Here is a 16,968-nt window from a genome sequence, read left to right on the forward strand (position 1 = left end):
ACAATTTTTAGAAAACCTTAACTTCGGATAACAATATGAATGATAAACTATTCCAAATGGAAAGCCGTGTAAAACCAAGCGATAAGTTCGTAGCTTTATCAAGCGAAGTATTGCATGAATTGGTACATACCACCAGTGGTATTGATGGCGTATTACTGGCATCAACCGATGGCTTTGAAGTCAACTCTATTTTTCAAAAAGTCTATGACGGTGGCAAACTATCAGCCGTTGGTAGCTCTATTTTGGCATTGGTACAAGCATTAACCAGCGAAGCCCAATTAACAGGCTGTCGCTCAGTGATTTTGGATGCAGAAAACGGTAAAATCATGATTAGTGCCGTGCCAAACGAACATCAACCAATGATTGTGATTGTCGTAACAAAACAACAAGTATTGTTAGGACAAATCATGCACGGCATGAACAAAGCAATTAAAAGTTTAGTTGAATTGGATAAAGCACATCATGGTTAATCCAATGCTTTGTTAAAACTATTAAAAAAGGCTTGATGATTATCAAGCCTTTTTTATGTTATATCAAACCCACGATATAAACATCTTGTAAATTTTTAAGGGCTTATTACATAAGCCCTATTATTTTTTTAATATATTTGGTTTTAATAAAATCTAAATTAACGCTCTGGTGCTAATGCCAAATAAGTTTGTGGGTTAACCGCTTGACCGTTCATACGCACTTCATAATGTAAATGTGCTCCTGTTGAACGACCTGTATTACCAACATTGGCAATGTGCTGATTGGCATAAACGGTATCGCCAACATTGACTAAGTTTGCTGAGTTGTGTGCATAGCGGGTTTTTACGCCATTGCCATGGTCAATCTCAATATAACGACCGTAACCATTGCCCCAACCAGACACCGTTACCACGCCATTGCCTGTTGCATAAATCGGCGTGCCAATTGGTGCCGCAAAGTCCATACCTGTGTGCATTTGGCGTTTGCCAGTTACAGGGTGAATACGGTAGCCAAAACCCGATGACATACGCGCTTTTGATGTAATCGGACGCACTGCCAATAAACCATTACCAATTGCGCCATTATCGGCATACACATTGGTAATCGTAATCACATTATCGCTAGATAGTTTTTGTGCCAAAATCGCTAAACGGTCTTCTTTTTGCTGTGCCTGTTGGCTTAAAATTTGGATATTGTTGGTAATATCACCAACATAATACTCTTCACCATCATCATACTCTGCGTGAGCGACACCTGCAGTCATTAATGCAACAAACGGAAGTACAGTTAAAGCTAATTTCATTGATTTTTCCTCTTATAACATTATCTTTTTATCAAAAAATAATGTATATTTGGTTTAAAAATAGGTTGTGTATGCTTTACCAAAATTGGTAAATTTCACATCACAATAAACAAAAAAAATTGCAAAATATCAACTAGGATTATCTATGAAAAAACCTGTCAATTATCTTGCACCACGTCATGAACAAAATGCCAGTTTAAAAACACCTTTTCAAAAAAAGGTTGAATATTATAAAAAACTGACACAAAAAATTCGCCTAGCTTGGCAAACTTTATTGCCTGATGAAGCCATCTTAACCTTGCAAGCGGTTTATCAAGATGACCACAAGCTCGTCATTGTTACGGATAACTTAACATTGTCCAATCATCTCAACTACAGTAAAAAACCATTATTACAAACACTGCAACAATTTGATTCGGCATTTAATTGTGTTCATGAACTAAAATTTCAAGTCAATCAAGTCAAAAATCCAATGGTTCAACAATTACAATGTAAAAATTCGGTTAATTCTGTAACATCTCGTGAATTGAGTGAATCTACGAAGCAAAATATAGCACATCTTGCCGAACTTGTCACCCATAACAAAGCATTGCACAACGCCTTGCAAAAACTTTTGGACGAATAAAATCGGCAAAATTTTCGATGTTACATTGTAAAGTTATGTAACTTTTATTATCCAGTTTTACAAAAAAATTACTTGTTTCAACAAACTGAAATGCTTTTATAAAAAATAACCAAAAATTTTAACAAAGATAAAACCAAATGAAAAAGATATCTTTATTAATCTAACCTTTATAATTTCAATGCTGCAACTTAACAAAACAAGATAGCTTTTTTACCAAACTTCCCCAAAAAAGATTTTTATTCGTTTAATTTTATTAAAAAATAAACCGAATGTTTGATAGCAAATGTTGCACAACATTCGGTTTATTTGTTTTATTTTTAATATTTTTTAATTAAATATTATGTTTTTATTTAACAATTTATTTGTGATTTATGTCATATTTTGTTACAATTTTAAAATTCTCGGCATTGGCAAGCACTTTTTTTAACAACATATTATTCAACATATGTCCAGATTTGTAGCCATAAAATGCCCCCAAAATCTGATGTCCCCCCAAATACAAATCCCCTACTGCGTCCAAAACTTTATGACGGACAAACTCATCGGCAAAACGCAAACCATCAGGATTTAACACTTTTTCATCATCTACCACGATGGCATTGTCCATACTGCCACCCAGTCCTAGATTGTTACTTTTTAGGTATTCAATGTCTTTTAAAAAGCCAAAAGTACGAGCTTTGGCGATTTCATTTTTAAAATTTTGTTGATTAAATTCAACATGTATGCTGTCATGCTCAGGTAAAAATACGGGGTGATTAAATGCAATTTTAAAATCTAACGAAAAGCCGTCATAGGGGCTAAACCGAGCGATTTTGTCTTCGTAAATGACTTCTACAGGTTGTAAAATTTGGATAAATTTTTTGGGAGCAGATTGCTGATAAATGCCTGCTTTTTCTAATTGTTCAATAAATACAATGGCACTGCCATCCATAATCGGCACTTCTGGGGCGGACACTTCAATGATAAGGTTGTCAATGCCCATGCAAGCAATCGCACTCATCAAATGCTCTACCGTGCCGATACGTTGATTTTTGTCATTCGTCAGATTTGATGACATCAAGGTGTCATTGACTTGGTCAAACTGTGCCAAAATCGGTGTCGCATCTGCCAAATCCGAGCGGATAAACTGAATACCTGTGTCAGTCGGTGCAGGCAAAAATCGCATATGCACGGTTTTGCCACTATGCAAACCAATGCCATCAAAGCTAATGGGATTGGCAATGGTGCATTGTTGAGCGTTATCTATTATGCTAGTCATCATTAAAGTACCGTAATAAATATTTTGTTACAATTGATGTATTTTAGCATTGTTTTAGCAGATAACAAGTCAGATTTGGTTTATTTTTTTGATAAAATCTATCAGTTTTTTTGCTCAAAAAAAACCACCACGCAATGTGATGGTTTTTATCAAATAATGTTGATTATTTATTTTGCTGACGGCGTAAGTAATCTTGAATACTATTGCCTGTGCGTTGTTGTGGTTGCGTTGAACCTGCTACTGTCTGTTGTGGTTGTGCAGTTTGCGTAACAGTTGGCTGTATTACAGATGGTTGTTGCGGAGCGACCTGTGTGGCTTGCTGTTGAGCCAATCCTGCTGTCAATGCTGGGGTATGTGTACCTGCATCTACACGGCTTTGGCTATTAACATCTGGCACAAAGCTCGCACGATTTGGCGTTGGTGCTTTGGGTGCTGTGTCCAGTGTTAAACCTGTTGCTACCACAGTTACTTGAATTTCATCACCCAAATCATCATCAAATACCACACCATAGAAAATATTGGCTTCGTCAATATCCACAAGGCTTTGTACTTTTTGGGTAATGCGTTCTTGTTCGTCAAAGTTGAAATCAGAGCTTGCTACCACATTGACCAACAAACCTTTGGCATTTTTTAATAATAAATTATCCAATAGTGGACTTTTGATGGCTTTTTCAGCGGCAGCTTCGGCACGGTCTTCGCCACTGGCTTTACCAATCCCCATCATGGCATGTCCACGTGAAGTCATCGCCGTTTTGATATCGTTAAAGTCAATGTTAATAAAACCGTCATCACGAATCATATTAGAGATACCTTGCACCGCTTGCAGTAGCACTTCATCGGCTTTTTTAAAGGCATCTTTCATAGAGATTTTGCCATAGACACTCATCAATTTATCGTTTGGAATGGTGATGATTGAATCAACAAAGTTTGATAAATTTTCAATACCTTCTTTGGCGACTTTGTTACGTTTGCCTCCTTCAAAAGTAAATGGCATGGTTACAACTGCAACGGTTAGTTTATCCAATTCTTTGGCAATACGAGCCACAACAGGAGCTGCACCTGTTCCTGTACCACCACCCATACCTGCGGTAATAAACACCATATCAGAGTTTTCAACGACTTGGCGAATTTGTTGCTCATTGCTTTCGGCTGATTCACGTCCGACTTCTGGGTTCGCACCTGCCCCTAAAATACCCAATTGGATTTTGTTAGGCGTTGTTAAACGGTCTAGTGCTTGTTTGTCTGTATTTGCACAGACAAAAGTGATATTTTTAATGCCTGATTGCACCATGGTTTCTACTGCATTACCACCGCCACCACCAACACCGATAACCGTTAAACGGGCTTGACCGTTGTTTTCTTCAAATTGTTCATTCGCCATACCGTACTTTAATTCCATACTTCGCTTTCTCCGCAAAATTAAATTAGCGTGTCTATTTGGGTAACTTAAGTTTTGTTAACTAAAGTTATTATTCAAAAATTCAAAAAATATCTGCGTATCATACCATGAGTTCATAAAAACATGAAATAGTTACGCAAAAAAATAAACAAAATTAAAACATCTCTTTTAAAAATCTTTCAAATCGTTGAAATGTGTTTTTAAAAGTTGATTCATTTTCTGTTACCACACTTTTTTCACTGTGATAAAAGGTATCACTTTGGGTATATAGCAATGTCCCAAAAGCTGTTTGATATTTTCGTTGTGTGATTAAGGCAGCGATGTGTTTGAGTTTATCATCTTCACCATATTGGCTATAAGCGGTAATCGCTGGGTGTTGATTGACTTTATGTACTTTGTTTGCCAATACTTTTTTGGCAAGTGGCACTAAACCTTTCATCTCTGCCCCACCGCCTGTTAACACATAACCTTGTTTTAAAAATTCGCTCAAGCCTGCTTGGTCTAGGTCATTTTTGATATTGGCTAAAATGCTTAAGTAGCGAGCTTCAACAATCTCTAATAATTGTTGCATATTGACCGTTTTTTCGTCATTGTACTGGGAACGGCGAACACTAAAAAATTGACTGGCATCAATGCCAAATCTATCCACACTGGCTTGATTTTTTTTCAAGGCTTCTGCTTCGGCAATACTAACTTCTAGCAACACTGAAATATCCATCGTCGCATGATGTCCTGCTTCGTCAAAACAAGCGGTATAGACCAATTTGTTATCGCTATAAACACACACACTGGTGGTTGATGAACCAATGTCAATCAAGCAAACGCCATGAAAACGCTCATCTGGCAATAAGCCATATTCGGCTGATGACACCGCATCAAAGAGCATTTGTTCTACGCTAACATCGCATTCTTGGAGCAGTTTTTGCAAATTTTGTCGGCTACGTACAGGCATCATCATCAAATGATACAACACCATCAAATCATTGGCTTGCATACCAATGGCATCGTCAATCATTTCTTCGTTGTCATCTAGTACAATGCCTTGTTGCACATAGCTCATCAGATACATATTGTCGCTTAGGTTTTTGTTTTTGGCATCGGTTAAAGCAGCAACAATGTCTTTGGCACGCACCGTTTCAGTTTCTATTTTGACTTTTCCAGCACTGTTAATACTCACCAATTCGGGCGTAGAAAAACTGAGCCAAACGCTATTAATACGGCAGTTTGCCATATCTTCGGCTTCTTGGATAGATTGTTTGATTGCTGCTTTTAAACGTTCACGATGACGGATTGCACCTTGTGAAAAATCATAATTTTTGACCGATGAAATGCCAATGATGCGAATGTCTTGTGCATCAAAAATCTGCCCAATCACAGTGTGAACGGCAGTGGCACTTAAATGAATTACAACAATAAGGTCAGGATTTTTCATGATAAATCAATTGATTACCTATTTTAAAATTTTTTAATTATTTGTATTTTTGCCATCATTTACAACGGTGTCATTTGTGGTTTTCCATGTGACCGCCATACCATTTTTATAACGCAAATCAATACTTTGCATTTTGGGTAATTTTGTGTGAAGCTGATTTTGTAACATCACACTTAAATGGTACAGTTTTTCAGACGTATTGTCATTGCCAACTAACACCCTTAAGCCATTGTCAAAGCGGAATAACCATGTCATACGAGATGAAACGATGACTTCTTTGACCTTTAATCCCAAAGGCAAATACCAGTCGCTCACCTGCTGTACCTGTTGCATCATGGCAACAGCGTCTTTTTCATCGCCCTGCAACTGCATCCAATAATGAGCATCAAGCTCGCTTGGGTCGGCAGGTTTGAACACCACGCCATCAGCGTCCACCAAACGCTCACTGCCAAATTTTGCCACTGCCTTTCTAGGCGTTACATTGACAATCAAACCTTGTTGCCAATCACGTCGCACGTCCGCTTGCTCCACCCAGCCAATATTGCTTAACGTGTCCACATAGCGGTGCAAGTCAGCTTGTAAAAAATTGCCATCGGCTTGCTTGCCCAAAATTTTTGTCAATTCATAGCGTTCGTGCGAATTTAAATTACTTTGTTGCAAGTGAATGCTGGCATTGGGCAATTGTTTTAACAGTTGAAATGTTGATACCAAAAACAACAAGAAAAAAATCAACACAACCACCACTATCCAATGGGTTGCGTTGCCCAAATTTTGGATATTTGGGCGAAACCGTGAGACTGATGTTGTTGTCATGTTTTAGCCCTTTTGACAGCCATTTTTCAAGTAATAAACAAATTTAAAAACAAACACACTATCATAACAAAAAACACATCAAATGATAAGAATATTTTAGCAACTTTCACTTAAAATTTAGACATTGTTTTAATTTTTGTTTAAAGTCTCTTCCAAAATTTTCACACACAAGCTGGCAAAATCCATGCCTTTGGCTTTTGCTGCTATTGGCACAAGGCTATGGTCGGTCATACCCGGCACGGTGTTTAGCTCAAGCAAATACAATTTGCCATTGTTATCTTTTAAAAAGTCCACTCTTGACCAACCACGTCCACCGATTGCCGAAAACGCCTTTAAGGCAATCTCGCCCATTTCACGCTCTTGCTCGGCGGTCAAATCCGATGGGCATTGATAAATGGTGTCGTTGCGGTTGTATTTGGCTTCATAATCGTAAAATTTGCCCGCAGGAATGATACGAATGCTTGGCAAAGCCTGTCCGCCTAAAAGTGAACAAGCGTACTCGCCGCCTGTGATAGCTTTTTCGGCTAAAATCTCGCCATGATATTGCTTTAAAGTTGGGTAAACGTCCGCCAAATTGCCTGCGTTTTCAATCATCACCACGCCCACGCTACTGCCTTCGGCGGCAGGTTTGACAAATAACGGCAAGCCCAAGTCTTGCTCAACTTTAGCAAAATCAGTATCATCATGCAAAACTACATACGGCACGTTTGGCAGTCCTAACGCTTGCCAAATCAAGCGATTGCGAAATTTATCCATCGCAATGGCACTGGCAAGCACGCCACAGCCTGTATAAGGAATGTTAAAGCCATCTAACACGCCTTGCAAACTGCCATCTTCGCCAAATGTGCCGTGTAGCACGTTGAACACTCGGTCGTATTCACGCAGTTTTGAAATGTCGGCTTGTTGTGGGTCAAAGTGATGTGCGTCCACACCCACTGACTGTAAGGCGTTTAGAACGGCTTTACCGCTGTTTAGCGACACTTCACGTTCGGCAGAAAAACCACCGCAAACAACCGCAACTTTACCGAATTTTTGTACATTTTCGTTCATTTTTTAACCTTTTTAAATTATTTAAATTAATTTTAAGCCAAAGGCTTGATATTCTTTAAATTTGCCATCTTCTGATAATAATTGATAATCGCTTTGCATACATTGCCAAATCATCAATCGGTCAAATGGGTCTTTATGTTTTTCAACCATTGGCAACTGATATAACGTTGCCATAGTCTGATGGTTTATATCTAGTGGTAGAAATAAAGATTGCCAAAGTTGTTTAAACAAACTTTCTTTATCCTTAACTGGTAAATTTTCTAAAGCCACTAGCATTTTTATATCCTTAATTTTGCGTCAAATACAAATTATTCTTCGCCAAATCTTGACATAACTGCCCCACATTGCCTGCCCCTTGCGTAATTAGCAAATCATTGCCTTTTAACGCCACCTTCAGCACTTGGGCGATTTGTTCTTTATCATTAACATTTAGCACAATCGGCTCAACCTGCCCACGCTCACGCATTGAGCGAGCCAAATCATCACTGGTCGCCCCTTTAATCAGCTCTTCACCAGCACTATAAACATCAAGCAAAATCAGCTTATCCACTTGCGACAAACACGCCACAAAATCATTAAAACAATCCCTAGTACGGCTGTAACGGTGTGGCTGAAAAATCATCACAAGACGGCGGTCAGGGTAGCTTTGGCGAGCGGTAGCAATGGTTGCCAACACTTCGGTGGGGTGATGACCGTAATCGTCAATGAGCAAAATATCTCCGTCATCTTTCACAAAAGTACCATTATTTTCAAACCTACGTCCCACACCCTTAAATTCAGCAACCGCACGACAAATCGCTTCATCGCTTATACCTTCGTCCGTTGCCATAGTGATTGCCCCAAGTGCGTTATAAACATTGTGCATACCTGGAATATTTAAGGTAATTTTTAAAGGTTCTTTACCTTTTCTAAGTACAGTAAAATAACTACGAGTGCCGTCTGCTACCACGTCCACCGCTTGCACGTCATTGTGTTTTTCTAATCCATAAGTCAAAACAGGTCTGCCAATGCGGTCAATCATGCCATAAAGCTCTTTGTCATCGCCACACAGCACCGCCAAGCCATAAAACGGCATATTTTGCAAAAATTGAATGTAGGCTTGTTTTAATTTGTCAAAACTGTTCTCATACGTCTCCATGTGGTCTTCGTCAATGTTGGTAACGATACACGCCATCGGACGCAAGGACAAAAATGACGCATCAGACTCGTCTGCTTCGGCAACCAAATAACGGCTTTCGCCCAAAGACGCATTTTTGCCACTAGCGTTCAATTTTCCGCCAATCACATAAGTGGGGTCAAGCCCTGCCTCGGTCAGCATCATGGTTAAAAGGCTTGTCGTGGTGGTTTTGCCGTGAGCCCCTGCCACCGCAATGCTATGACGGTAACGCATGAGTTCGCCAAGCATATCGGCACGGCGAATGACAGGAATACGAGCGGTCAGTGCCGACTGAATCTCTGGGTTGGTATGGTCAATCGCTGACGACACCACAACCACGTCCGCTTCGCTGATATTTTTGCTGTCATGACCGATAAACACCTGTACGCCAAGACTTTGTAAACGCTCAGTTGTGGCACTTTGTTTGATATCCGAACCTGACACGGTGTAGCCTTGATTATTGACGATTTCGGCAATACCGCACATCCCTGCTCCACCAATACCGACAAAATGCACATGACTGGTACGTCGCATACCTGGGGTTTCAATCATACGTTTGGGTAAATTTTTGGCTTTTTTTGCGTTTGTCATAGCTTTTCTCTTTTTATGTAAAATGATAGTTTTTTAGTTGATTTTTGTTAAGTATTTAATAAGTTATCTCGTGTTTCCATCAAGGTAAACCCAACAAATTCAAGCCTTGCCAATTTAATGGATTGTCATTTTTTACAATTTAATATAAATTATCCAAAATAATTTTCGCACATTGCTCGGTCGCTTGTGGATTGGCAAAGCTATAGGCTTTATTTGCTATTTCAAGAATTTGTTTACGGTCAAGTTTTGCCAAAATATTTGCCAAATTATCAGCATTTAGCTCTTTTTGCGGTAATAAAAACCCTGCACCATGTTCTGACAGGCTTTTGGCATTGGCGGTTTGGTGGTCATCAACCGCACTTGGCAACGGTACAAACACCGCAGGCAAGCCAACATTCGCCACTTCCGTTACTGTCAAAGCCCCTGCACGGCATACAATCACATCCGCCCACGCATAGGCTGCCGCCATATTGTCAATAAACGGCGAAATATCGTATTTGGTTTTTTGTAAATCGGCTTTGGCATACACCACTTGCGTGTCTTCAAGGTTATTTTTGCCACATTGATGAAACACTTGCCACGCTGATGCCGTTGGCATGGATTCCAATTTTTTTAAGGTCGGTGCAATGCTATTATTTAACGCTTGAGCCCCGAGCGAACCGCCCACAACAAGCAAGCGTAACGGACTGGTATCGGTTAATTTCATGCGTTCATTTGGTGTTGGCAATTTGACAATATTTTCTCGCACAGGATTGCCAACCGTGATAACCTTGTCGCTTGGTAACTGTGAAAATGTGTTTGGAAAGGCTTGCATGACCGTTTTTGCCATTTTTGCCAAATAACGGTTACTCATGCCTGCAATGGCATTTTGCTCATGAATGATAATCGGCTTTTTGCAAAATTTTGCCCCAAGTCCCCCTGGTGCAGTTACATAACCACCAAAGCCCACCACCATATCAATTTGATTGGATTGAATAATTTTGACAACAGCTAAAGTTGCTCTTAACAAGGCTTTCGGCGTTTGTAATAAGCGTTTAAAGCCATTACCACGCAAACCTTGCATATCAATGGCATGATAGACAAAGTCAGTTTTGGCAAGCAAGTCATTTTCCATACCACGTAACGTGCCAAGCCAATGCACGACCGCCCCTTGTTTTTGGAGTTCGTGAGCGACCGCCATCGCAGGAAAAACGTGTCCGCCTGTCCCTGCTGCCATCATCAAAATGCGTGGTTGTTTACTTGGCTCGCTCATAAATCGCCCTTTTATTGTGCTAAAAATGATTTTGCTAAAAAATGTTGCAAAAATACTGTCAAAAAATGAAGAAATAATAGCATTTTTTGACTTTTTTTAAAAGGGCTGATAGCATAAGGTTTTTACGTAACTGTTACGCAATTTTTTTTAAATGTAAATAAAAAAAAGAAACCAATGCCAGTTGATTTCTTTTTTATGTACTTTTGTCTTAAAAATTACAAAGATTCACCCCTACTGATGTTTTGATTTTTTGTCCATCACCTACTTTATTTGGCAAACTGGCAAGTAACATACAGTTGGTTTTATTCGTATATGCGCCGTCATCGGTTTGAATCCATAGCACGCCACATGGGTCAAAATACAAGCCATCTGGCGATGCCAAATCATTATTGGCAATCAAGCCTGATAAGTTTTCGGCAGCCAAATCAAATGGCGAAGCAAATAGGTAGATATCCCATGTAAAGGTGGTTGCGGTGTGGTCGCCATTAGCCTCTTCTCAACGGATAATATGACCGTTGGTATTGCCTTTATCGCCTGTATAGTTACGTGGATTGGCAGCGTTCATGCCTTGTTTGGCACGATGTGAGTTGTTGGTTAAGGTCACATAAATTTCGCCTGTGATTGGGCTAAGTTCTATCATATTAGCTACCTTTTATGTGGCTGTTTTTAGGGTTAAACAAAATTTACATTAGGGTAACAATTTGTTATGACAGTTCGTTGAAATGATGATAACAATTTGATGACAGTCACAAGGTTATTTGTGCTTATGCTGTTCAATCATTTCACTTAATTTTTTATCATTTTGATAAAACTGCTCACACCGCTTACACATCTTACGATGGACGTATAGTCTTAGCTGTTGTAATAGGGTTAAAGGTTGCTCATGAGCAAGGCTAATCTGCGAAGTTACCTGCTCACAGTCATGAGTCAAAAATTGAATAAATTTTGTGGTATATTTTTTTCGCATACTTTTCATATTTTTTTCTAGGACTGACCATTTTTAAATTTCCGTTCTCCTTGAACCTGTCAAAGGTGAGAAACACTATTTTGTAAGACATAGCATAGCGAAAAGACTTCTTGCACCACATCTTCGGCCGCAGTGCTGCCAGCCAATCGGTTGTTGGCAAATCTAAACATTTGCCCATACACCGACTGAATAAATTCATCTGTCAAGTGTGGATTATTTGGCGTGGTTGGTAGTTTGGTTGGCATGAGTTTTTTAAAAATACTTAAAATCAATGATTTATTTTGATAAAAACACCTTGATTGGTTAAATCATCAATCAAACTGTCGGCAAAATTGAGCAAAATTGATACATCTGGATAATCAATACGCTTGGCAAAACTCATCATCAAGGCTTCACTGTCCTTAAAACAACCATCGTCAAAGTCACAGAAACTGTCCGACCTATTATCACCAAGATGTTGGATAAAATCAATCAATAAATAGGTCATCGCATTGATAAGACTAAACTTTACTTTATGATAATTATCACGGTACACTAACAAAAACGTATCACACGGCTTTGTTGGCAAAAAGTCCTTGCCAATCTGTTGCACCGACCACGCATAATGCAGATTTTGCACAGTATTATTCAATGATAAATTAGGCAAAAATGGCAAATTATCCCCATTAGGTAAAGTGTCCACGAATAATTCAACCCACTCATAATGAGCCAATTGGTCAAAAAACATTGGCAATTCAAAATGCAAAGATTGATTTTGGCAAATATCATTCAAAAATTGTACAAATTGAGCGTTAATTTCAATAAAATATGGACTTTGTAAATGATTAGATTGGATAAAAGCAGCAATTAATTGTTGCCAAACATCAGGATTAATCAGACTTTGGCAAATCGGAAAGCATTGATTAACAAACGCCGATACGTTATTTTTTACCAATGATTGATACAACTTTTCAGCTCTTTTCGGTAAAAAATTCGGCTCATTGATGCTTACGGCTTGATTGCGGATACATTGCCCAAATTGCTGTTGAAATGTGTCTAAAGTTGCTATTTTCATGGTTTTTTTCCATCATCGTTTTATGGTTTTAAAACCTTGATTTTGTCTTATCGCTTGTTTTTGTTTGATAATCGCCACTTCATTTAGCAAATCCGCCAACGGTGGAAAATTAAAATCTCGCTCCAAGCAAGTGGGAATATCGTTTGCCTGTTTGCCTGTCCGCTCAAAAATAAGCATATACGCCCTGTCCAACAGTTGCCACACGCCATCAATCACACTTGCCCCATGCGTATCAATAATCAAATCATCGTCCACATAATGCCCTGCAACATGAATATAACAAGTTTTTTCAAGCGGTAAATCTTGTAAATACTGCTCCACATCAAAGCCAAAATTATGACTATTGACAAAAACATTATTCACATCAAGGTGCAAAAGACAGTCAGCTTCTTGTATAACAGCAGTGATAAACTCGCTATCGCTCATAGTACTGATACTTGGCTGATAATAATAAGACGCATTTTCAAGACCAATTTGACGTCCTAAAATATCTTGTATTTGCCGAATGCGTTTTGCCACCCAAAATACTGCCTCTTCGGTACAAGGAATGGGAAATAAATCATACAAATGCCCATTTTTATCACTACACCATGACAAATGTTCGGTAAAAAGCAAAATATTATGTGTGTCTAAAAATTTGCCAATATTTTTAACCAAATCCACATTTAGCGTAGCGGTACTACCAATTGATAACGATAACCCATGACATGCAAAGGCATACCGCTCCGTAAACGGACGCAACATAGCATCAAAACGACCACCCATTACGCCTGTCTCCGTTATCCAATTCTCAGCAGACACTTCAAAAAAATCTATCAGCGACAAATCTGCTTGTTGTAATTGAAATAACAACTCACGGCGAAAACCAAGCCCTGCTCCGTACAAAGTTTGGTTGGTGGTATTTTTGGTAATTGTTTTGGCAAAAGTGTTAGTCATTTTTTGTCAAGTGAGCAAGTATTAATGCCGATTAAATGGTAAATTGGACAAAAGTTAATAAAGCCAGTAACCAATAAAATCATTCCAATCACCCCAAACCACGAGCCAAAATAAACACCTGCTCCGATAATTGCCAAGCCCACCACAATGCGTAATATACGGTCTGCTTTACCTAGATTAATTTTCATAAAAACTCCATTATTACTTTGGTTTAACGTGATGCACCACAACCAGCGTTTGCTGATTTATCGGTTGTGGCGTTGTTGGTGTTATCGCCCATTGCTGTGCCACAGCCTGCGGTTGCTGTTTTACCACCACACATACCTTCAGAACATTTGGCTTCCGTAGTTTTTTCCATCATCATAGGCTGTTGGTTTTGGCTAAGATTTTGATTGGTGTGAGTTGATTGTTGCATGGCTTCAGCTGGTTTGGCTTGGTTTTGATAACCACTGTCCATTTGTTTTGCACCAAATGGACTTTCGGCACAGCCTCCCAAACCGACTGCTACGATTGATGAAACGGCTAAGCTTTTTGCTAAATGCTTACTGGTGGTTTTTTGGTTAAATTGCATAAGAATTTTCCTTTTTTGATGAAAGTTTCTCCTTAGACAAAATAGGTGAGAAGTTTCTTACATTTTTTTTACGATTTTTTTCAAATGCTTACAAAAATGATAAAGCCAATACCTACGCCATAGCTTAGCCCTTTATTTTAATCTGACTATTTTTTCACCAAACTTTCCACAAACGCAATAAAATCATGAGCAATCTGCGTACCACATTGGTCGTCAATCTCACGCACACAAGTTGGGCTGGTTACATTAATTTCGGTAATTTGTCCGCCAATCACGTCCAAACCCACAAAATATAAGCCTTTTTCCATCAGCACAGGGGCAACCGTTTCGGCAAGTTCACGCTCACGAACCGACAACGGCATTGCCACGCCACGCCCACCCGATGCCAGATTGCCACGAGTTTCACCTTCGGCAGGAATGCGAGCCAAACAATAATCCACAGGTTTACCACCAACTATCAAAATGCGTTTGTCGCCATCTTTAATCTCTGGGATAAATTTTTGAGCCATAATCGGTAAGGTCTCAAGCTGGGTAAGCATTTCAAGTGTTGAGCCAATGTTTGGACTGTCCGCCGTCAAACGAAAAATCCCCATGCCACCCATGCCATCAAGCGGTTTGACAATCACGTCTTTATGCTCGCTGATAAATTCACGAATGTGGCTTTGTTTTTGGCTAACGGTGGTTGGGGTCATCAAATGGGCAAATTGAGTAGCGAACAATTTTTCGTTACAATCTCGCACACTTTGAGGGTTATTTAACACAAGCACGCCTGCACGCTGGGCATATTCCAACAAGTACAAGCTGTACAAAAATTTCATGTCAAACGGCGGGTCTTTACGCATGATAATCACGTCAAAATCAGTGGCTTTTTGCGTAGCCTTTTCGCCCAAGTCATAAAAATGCTCTGGGTTTTTAAAGGTTTTTACCGATTGGCTGTCAATGTGTAATTCGCCATTTTTTAGCCATAAGTCATTGATTTGGCAATAATTTGCGGTATGTCCACGCTCGTCAATCGCCCAAAGCATGGCAAGGGTGGTGTCTTTTTTGTAGTTGATGGTTTTGATATCGTCCATCACGATTAAAAATTTTAAATTTTTCATAAGTTTTCTCTTTAGTTTTCAAATAAAGTTTGCCAATCATTTAACAACAAAATTGAGCCTAATTGCTTAGTTTTGGCAATATGACGGTTATCAGCCGTTACAAAAGTTGTATGACGATTGATTGCCATTGCATGATAAATGCTGTCATACATGGACGGATAGCCACTTTTTTCATTACCATTTTGGCAGATTTTTTCTGCAAGTAACCAATCATCATAGCTAGGCTCTTGCAATGTCAAATTAGCTGATTTATAAAAATTAAGCAAATTTAACGTATCATCAAGAGCAACTTTCTTTTTAGTCGCCACATTAATCACTTCATATTGAAACAATGTGGGTGCGTAAAAATGTATAAAATGACTGTTGCAATATGTCAAAAAATCAATCGCAATTTCGCTATCTGGTTCATCTTGCAAAATTTTAATTAAAACATTGGCATCAACTATCAGTCCGAATACCGCCAAATCTTGGCTCATCGCAATTCACCATCTCGGATTTGTCTTAGCAAATCTGTGCTAGAAATGCCTTCATTTTTTGGATATTTAAAACGAAAATTTTTGATAAGATTATTTAATTTTTCAATATCTTGATTGTAGATATTTTTAAATAACAAATCATTGATAAATTGTGATTGTTTATCTCGTGAAATCATTTTATCCAAATTTTTGGCAATTGTTTCATCAATATGAAATGTTCTTTCTACTGTTGCCATAATATTCCCCTTTTATGAAACGCCATACTGCTCACGGTAGCTTTTCATCGAGTTTAATTGTTCTGCCGTGCCATTTTTCGCCACATAATCAATAATATCATCAAAACTCACCAAAGCAAGCACAGGCACGTTCAAGGTTTCGGCAAGTTCTTGAATGGCGGATTTTTCACCCTGCCCTTTTTCTTTGCGGTCAAGGGCAACAATAATCCCTGCAACTTTGGCATTTTCTTTTGCCAAGAGTGCCACCACTTCACGCATTGCCGTGCCTGCGGTCATCACATCATCAATCACCCACACCGATTTGCCTTTTAAATCCGCACCGACCAGCATTCCGCCCTCACCATGGTCTTTGGCTTCTTTGCGGTTGTAGCCCCAATTGGCATTGATTTGATGATTATTCCAAAGAGATTGAGCCGTTGCCGCCACAAATGGAATGCCTTTATATGCCGCCCCAAAAATCACCAAATCATCTTTATTCGCATTTTTTGCTAAAGCGTCTGCATAGCCATTTGCCAAAACCGATAATAATTCGCCAGTAGAAAGCAAACCTGCATTAAAAAAATACGGACTGACACGCCCAGATTTTAGGGTAAATTCGCCAAATTTTAGTACATTGTTTTTTAACGCAACTTCAATAAATTGGCTTGGCTGAAAAGTATTTGACATCATTTTTTTCCTTTTTACACAAAGACTATCTGATTTTTACAAAATAATGGCAATAGTTTAGCATATTCACAAAAAAAATCTTTGATAAATTTGTGGGTTTTCTTTATCAAAAT

21 protein-coding genes and 1 pseudogene are annotated in these 16,968 nt (G+C 38.9%); 2 read left to right on the forward strand and 20 right to left on the reverse strand.

Annotation, left to right across the window (positions count from 1 at the left end; all coding sequences use genetic code 11):
• Positions 1–35: 35 nt before the first annotated feature.
• Positions 36–470, forward strand: coding sequence for a roadblock/LC7 domain-containing protein (locus ACGTJS_RS02635; RefSeq protein WP_315040612.1), 435 nt, complete (start codon positions 36–38; stop codon positions 468–470).
• A 158-nt stretch (positions 471–628) separates the two neighbouring features.
• Here the strand turns inward: ACGTJS_RS02635 and ACGTJS_RS02640 are convergent, their stop codons facing one another.
• A complete protein-coding gene (locus tag ACGTJS_RS02640; protein ID WP_410472733.1) occupies positions 629–1,273 on the reverse strand; it encodes a M23 family metallopeptidase in 645 nt (214 codons plus the stop codon).
• A gap of 145 nt (positions 1,274–1,418) precedes the next feature.
• Between ACGTJS_RS02640 and ACGTJS_RS02645 the strand changes: the two genes are divergently transcribed.
• The gene (locus ACGTJS_RS02645) at positions 1,419–1,898 is read left to right on the forward strand and encodes a hypothetical protein (protein ID WP_410472734.1); all 480 of its coding nucleotides are present in this window, start codon (positions 1,419–1,421) and stop codon (positions 1,896–1,898) included.
• A gap of 358 nt (positions 1,899–2,256) precedes the next feature.
• On the opposite strand, the gene lpxC is transcribed toward ACGTJS_RS02645, so the two are convergent.
• The 19 genes and pseudogenes from lpxC to pyrE form a co-directional block, all read right to left on the reverse strand.
• Positions 2,257–3,156, reverse strand: a complete 900-nt coding sequence (gene lpxC / locus ACGTJS_RS02650; RefSeq protein ID WP_410472735.1) for a UDP-3-O-acyl-N-acetylglucosamine deacetylase — start codon at positions 3,154–3,156, stop codon at positions 2,257–2,259.
• A 163-nt stretch (positions 3,157–3,319) separates the two neighbouring features.
• Complete coding sequence (gene ftsZ, locus ACGTJS_RS02655; RefSeq protein WP_315040609.1) at positions 3,320–4,555, reverse strand: cell division protein FtsZ; 1,236 nt, start codon at positions 4,553–4,555, stop codon at positions 3,320–3,322.
• A gap of 154 nt (positions 4,556–4,709) precedes the next feature.
• On the reverse strand, positions 4,710–5,987 hold the full coding sequence (gene ftsA, locus ACGTJS_RS02660) for a cell division protein FtsA (RefSeq protein WP_315040607.1): 1,278 nt from the start codon (positions 5,985–5,987) through the stop codon (positions 4,710–4,712).
• A 33-nt stretch (positions 5,988–6,020) separates the two neighbouring features.
• Entirely contained in the window at positions 6,021–6,800 is a 780-nt protein-coding gene (locus ACGTJS_RS02665) for a cell division protein FtsQ/DivIB (RefSeq protein ID WP_410472736.1), read from the reverse strand.
• A gap of 129 nt (positions 6,801–6,929) precedes the next feature.
• Positions 6,930–7,850 carry a D-alanine--D-alanine ligase gene (locus ACGTJS_RS02670; protein ID WP_410472737.1) on the reverse strand — a complete coding sequence of 307 codons (921 nt, stop codon included), beginning with the start codon at positions 7,848–7,850 and terminating at the stop codon, positions 6,930–6,932.
• 21 nt (positions 7,851–7,871) lie between these two features.
• On the reverse strand, positions 7,872–8,126 hold the full coding sequence (locus ACGTJS_RS02675; RefSeq protein ID WP_315040600.1) for a hypothetical protein: 255 nt from the start codon (positions 8,124–8,126) through the stop codon (positions 7,872–7,874).
• A gap of 10 nt (positions 8,127–8,136) precedes the next feature.
• The gene (gene murC, locus ACGTJS_RS02680) at positions 8,137–9,597 is read right to left on the reverse strand and encodes a UDP-N-acetylmuramate--L-alanine ligase (RefSeq protein WP_315040598.1); all 1,461 of its coding nucleotides are present in this window, start codon (positions 9,595–9,597) and stop codon (positions 8,137–8,139) included.
• Positions 9,598–9,736: 139 nt separating this feature from the next.
• Complete coding sequence (gene murG / locus ACGTJS_RS02685) at positions 9,737–10,849, reverse strand: undecaprenyldiphospho-muramoylpentapeptide beta-N-acetylglucosaminyltransferase (protein ID WP_410472738.1); 1,113 nt, start codon at positions 10,847–10,849, stop codon at positions 9,737–9,739.
• Positions 10,850–11,078: 229 nt separating this feature from the next.
• Positions 11,079–11,480, reverse strand: a pseudogene (locus tag ACGTJS_RS02690) (alkaline phosphatase PhoX); the annotation flags it as partial.
• A gap of 123 nt (positions 11,481–11,603) precedes the next feature.
• A complete protein-coding gene (locus ACGTJS_RS02695; protein WP_315040595.1) occupies positions 11,604–11,816 on the reverse strand; it encodes a hypothetical protein in 213 nt (70 codons plus the stop codon).
• A gap of 59 nt (positions 11,817–11,875) precedes the next feature.
• Positions 11,876–12,061: a hypothetical protein gene (locus ACGTJS_RS02700; RefSeq protein ID WP_410472739.1), complete on the reverse strand. Its 186-nt coding sequence runs from the start codon at positions 12,059–12,061 to the stop codon at positions 11,876–11,878.
• A 23-nt stretch (positions 12,062–12,084) separates the two neighbouring features.
• Entirely contained in the window at positions 12,085–12,870 is a 786-nt protein-coding gene (locus ACGTJS_RS02705) for a DUF2063 domain-containing protein (protein WP_410472740.1), read from the reverse strand.
• 12 nt (positions 12,871–12,882) lie between these two features.
• The gene (locus tag ACGTJS_RS02710) at positions 12,883–13,806 is read right to left on the reverse strand and encodes a DUF692 domain-containing protein (protein WP_315040589.1); all 924 of its coding nucleotides are present in this window, start codon (positions 13,804–13,806) and stop codon (positions 12,883–12,885) included.
• Entirely contained in the window at positions 13,803–13,994 is a 192-nt protein-coding gene (locus tag ACGTJS_RS02715) for a DUF2892 domain-containing protein (RefSeq protein WP_315040587.1), read from the reverse strand. Before ACGTJS_RS02715 ends, ACGTJS_RS02710 begins: the two co-directional genes overlap by 4 nt.
• 23 nt (positions 13,995–14,017) lie before the next feature.
• Positions 14,018–14,377, reverse strand: coding sequence for a hypothetical protein (locus tag ACGTJS_RS02720; RefSeq protein WP_315040586.1), 360 nt, complete (start codon positions 14,375–14,377; stop codon positions 14,018–14,020).
• A 146-nt stretch (positions 14,378–14,523) separates the two neighbouring features.
• The gene (gshB, locus tag ACGTJS_RS02725; RefSeq protein ID WP_410472741.1) at positions 14,524–15,477 is read right to left on the reverse strand and encodes a glutathione synthase; all 954 of its coding nucleotides are present in this window, start codon (positions 15,475–15,477) and stop codon (positions 14,524–14,526) included.
• Between the two features lie 11 nt (positions 15,478–15,488).
• Complete coding sequence (locus ACGTJS_RS02730) at positions 15,489–15,953, reverse strand: type II toxin-antitoxin system VapC family toxin (protein WP_315040582.1); 465 nt, start codon at positions 15,951–15,953, stop codon at positions 15,489–15,491.
• Entirely contained in the window at positions 15,950–16,189 is a 240-nt protein-coding gene (locus ACGTJS_RS02735; protein WP_315040581.1) for a hypothetical protein, read from the reverse strand. The genes ACGTJS_RS02730 and ACGTJS_RS02735 overlap by 4 nt, the downstream gene beginning before the upstream one ends.
• Positions 16,190–16,201: 12 nt before the next feature.
• Positions 16,202–16,855, reverse strand: coding sequence for an orotate phosphoribosyltransferase (gene pyrE / locus ACGTJS_RS02740; protein ID WP_315040580.1), 654 nt, complete (start codon positions 16,853–16,855; stop codon positions 16,202–16,204).
• Positions 16,856–16,968: the final 113 nt, after the last annotated feature.

The organism is Faucicola mancuniensis, assembly GCF_046523945.1.
GTDB classification, from domain to species: Bacteria; Pseudomonadota; Gammaproteobacteria; order Pseudomonadales; family Moraxellaceae; genus Faucicola; species Faucicola mancuniensis.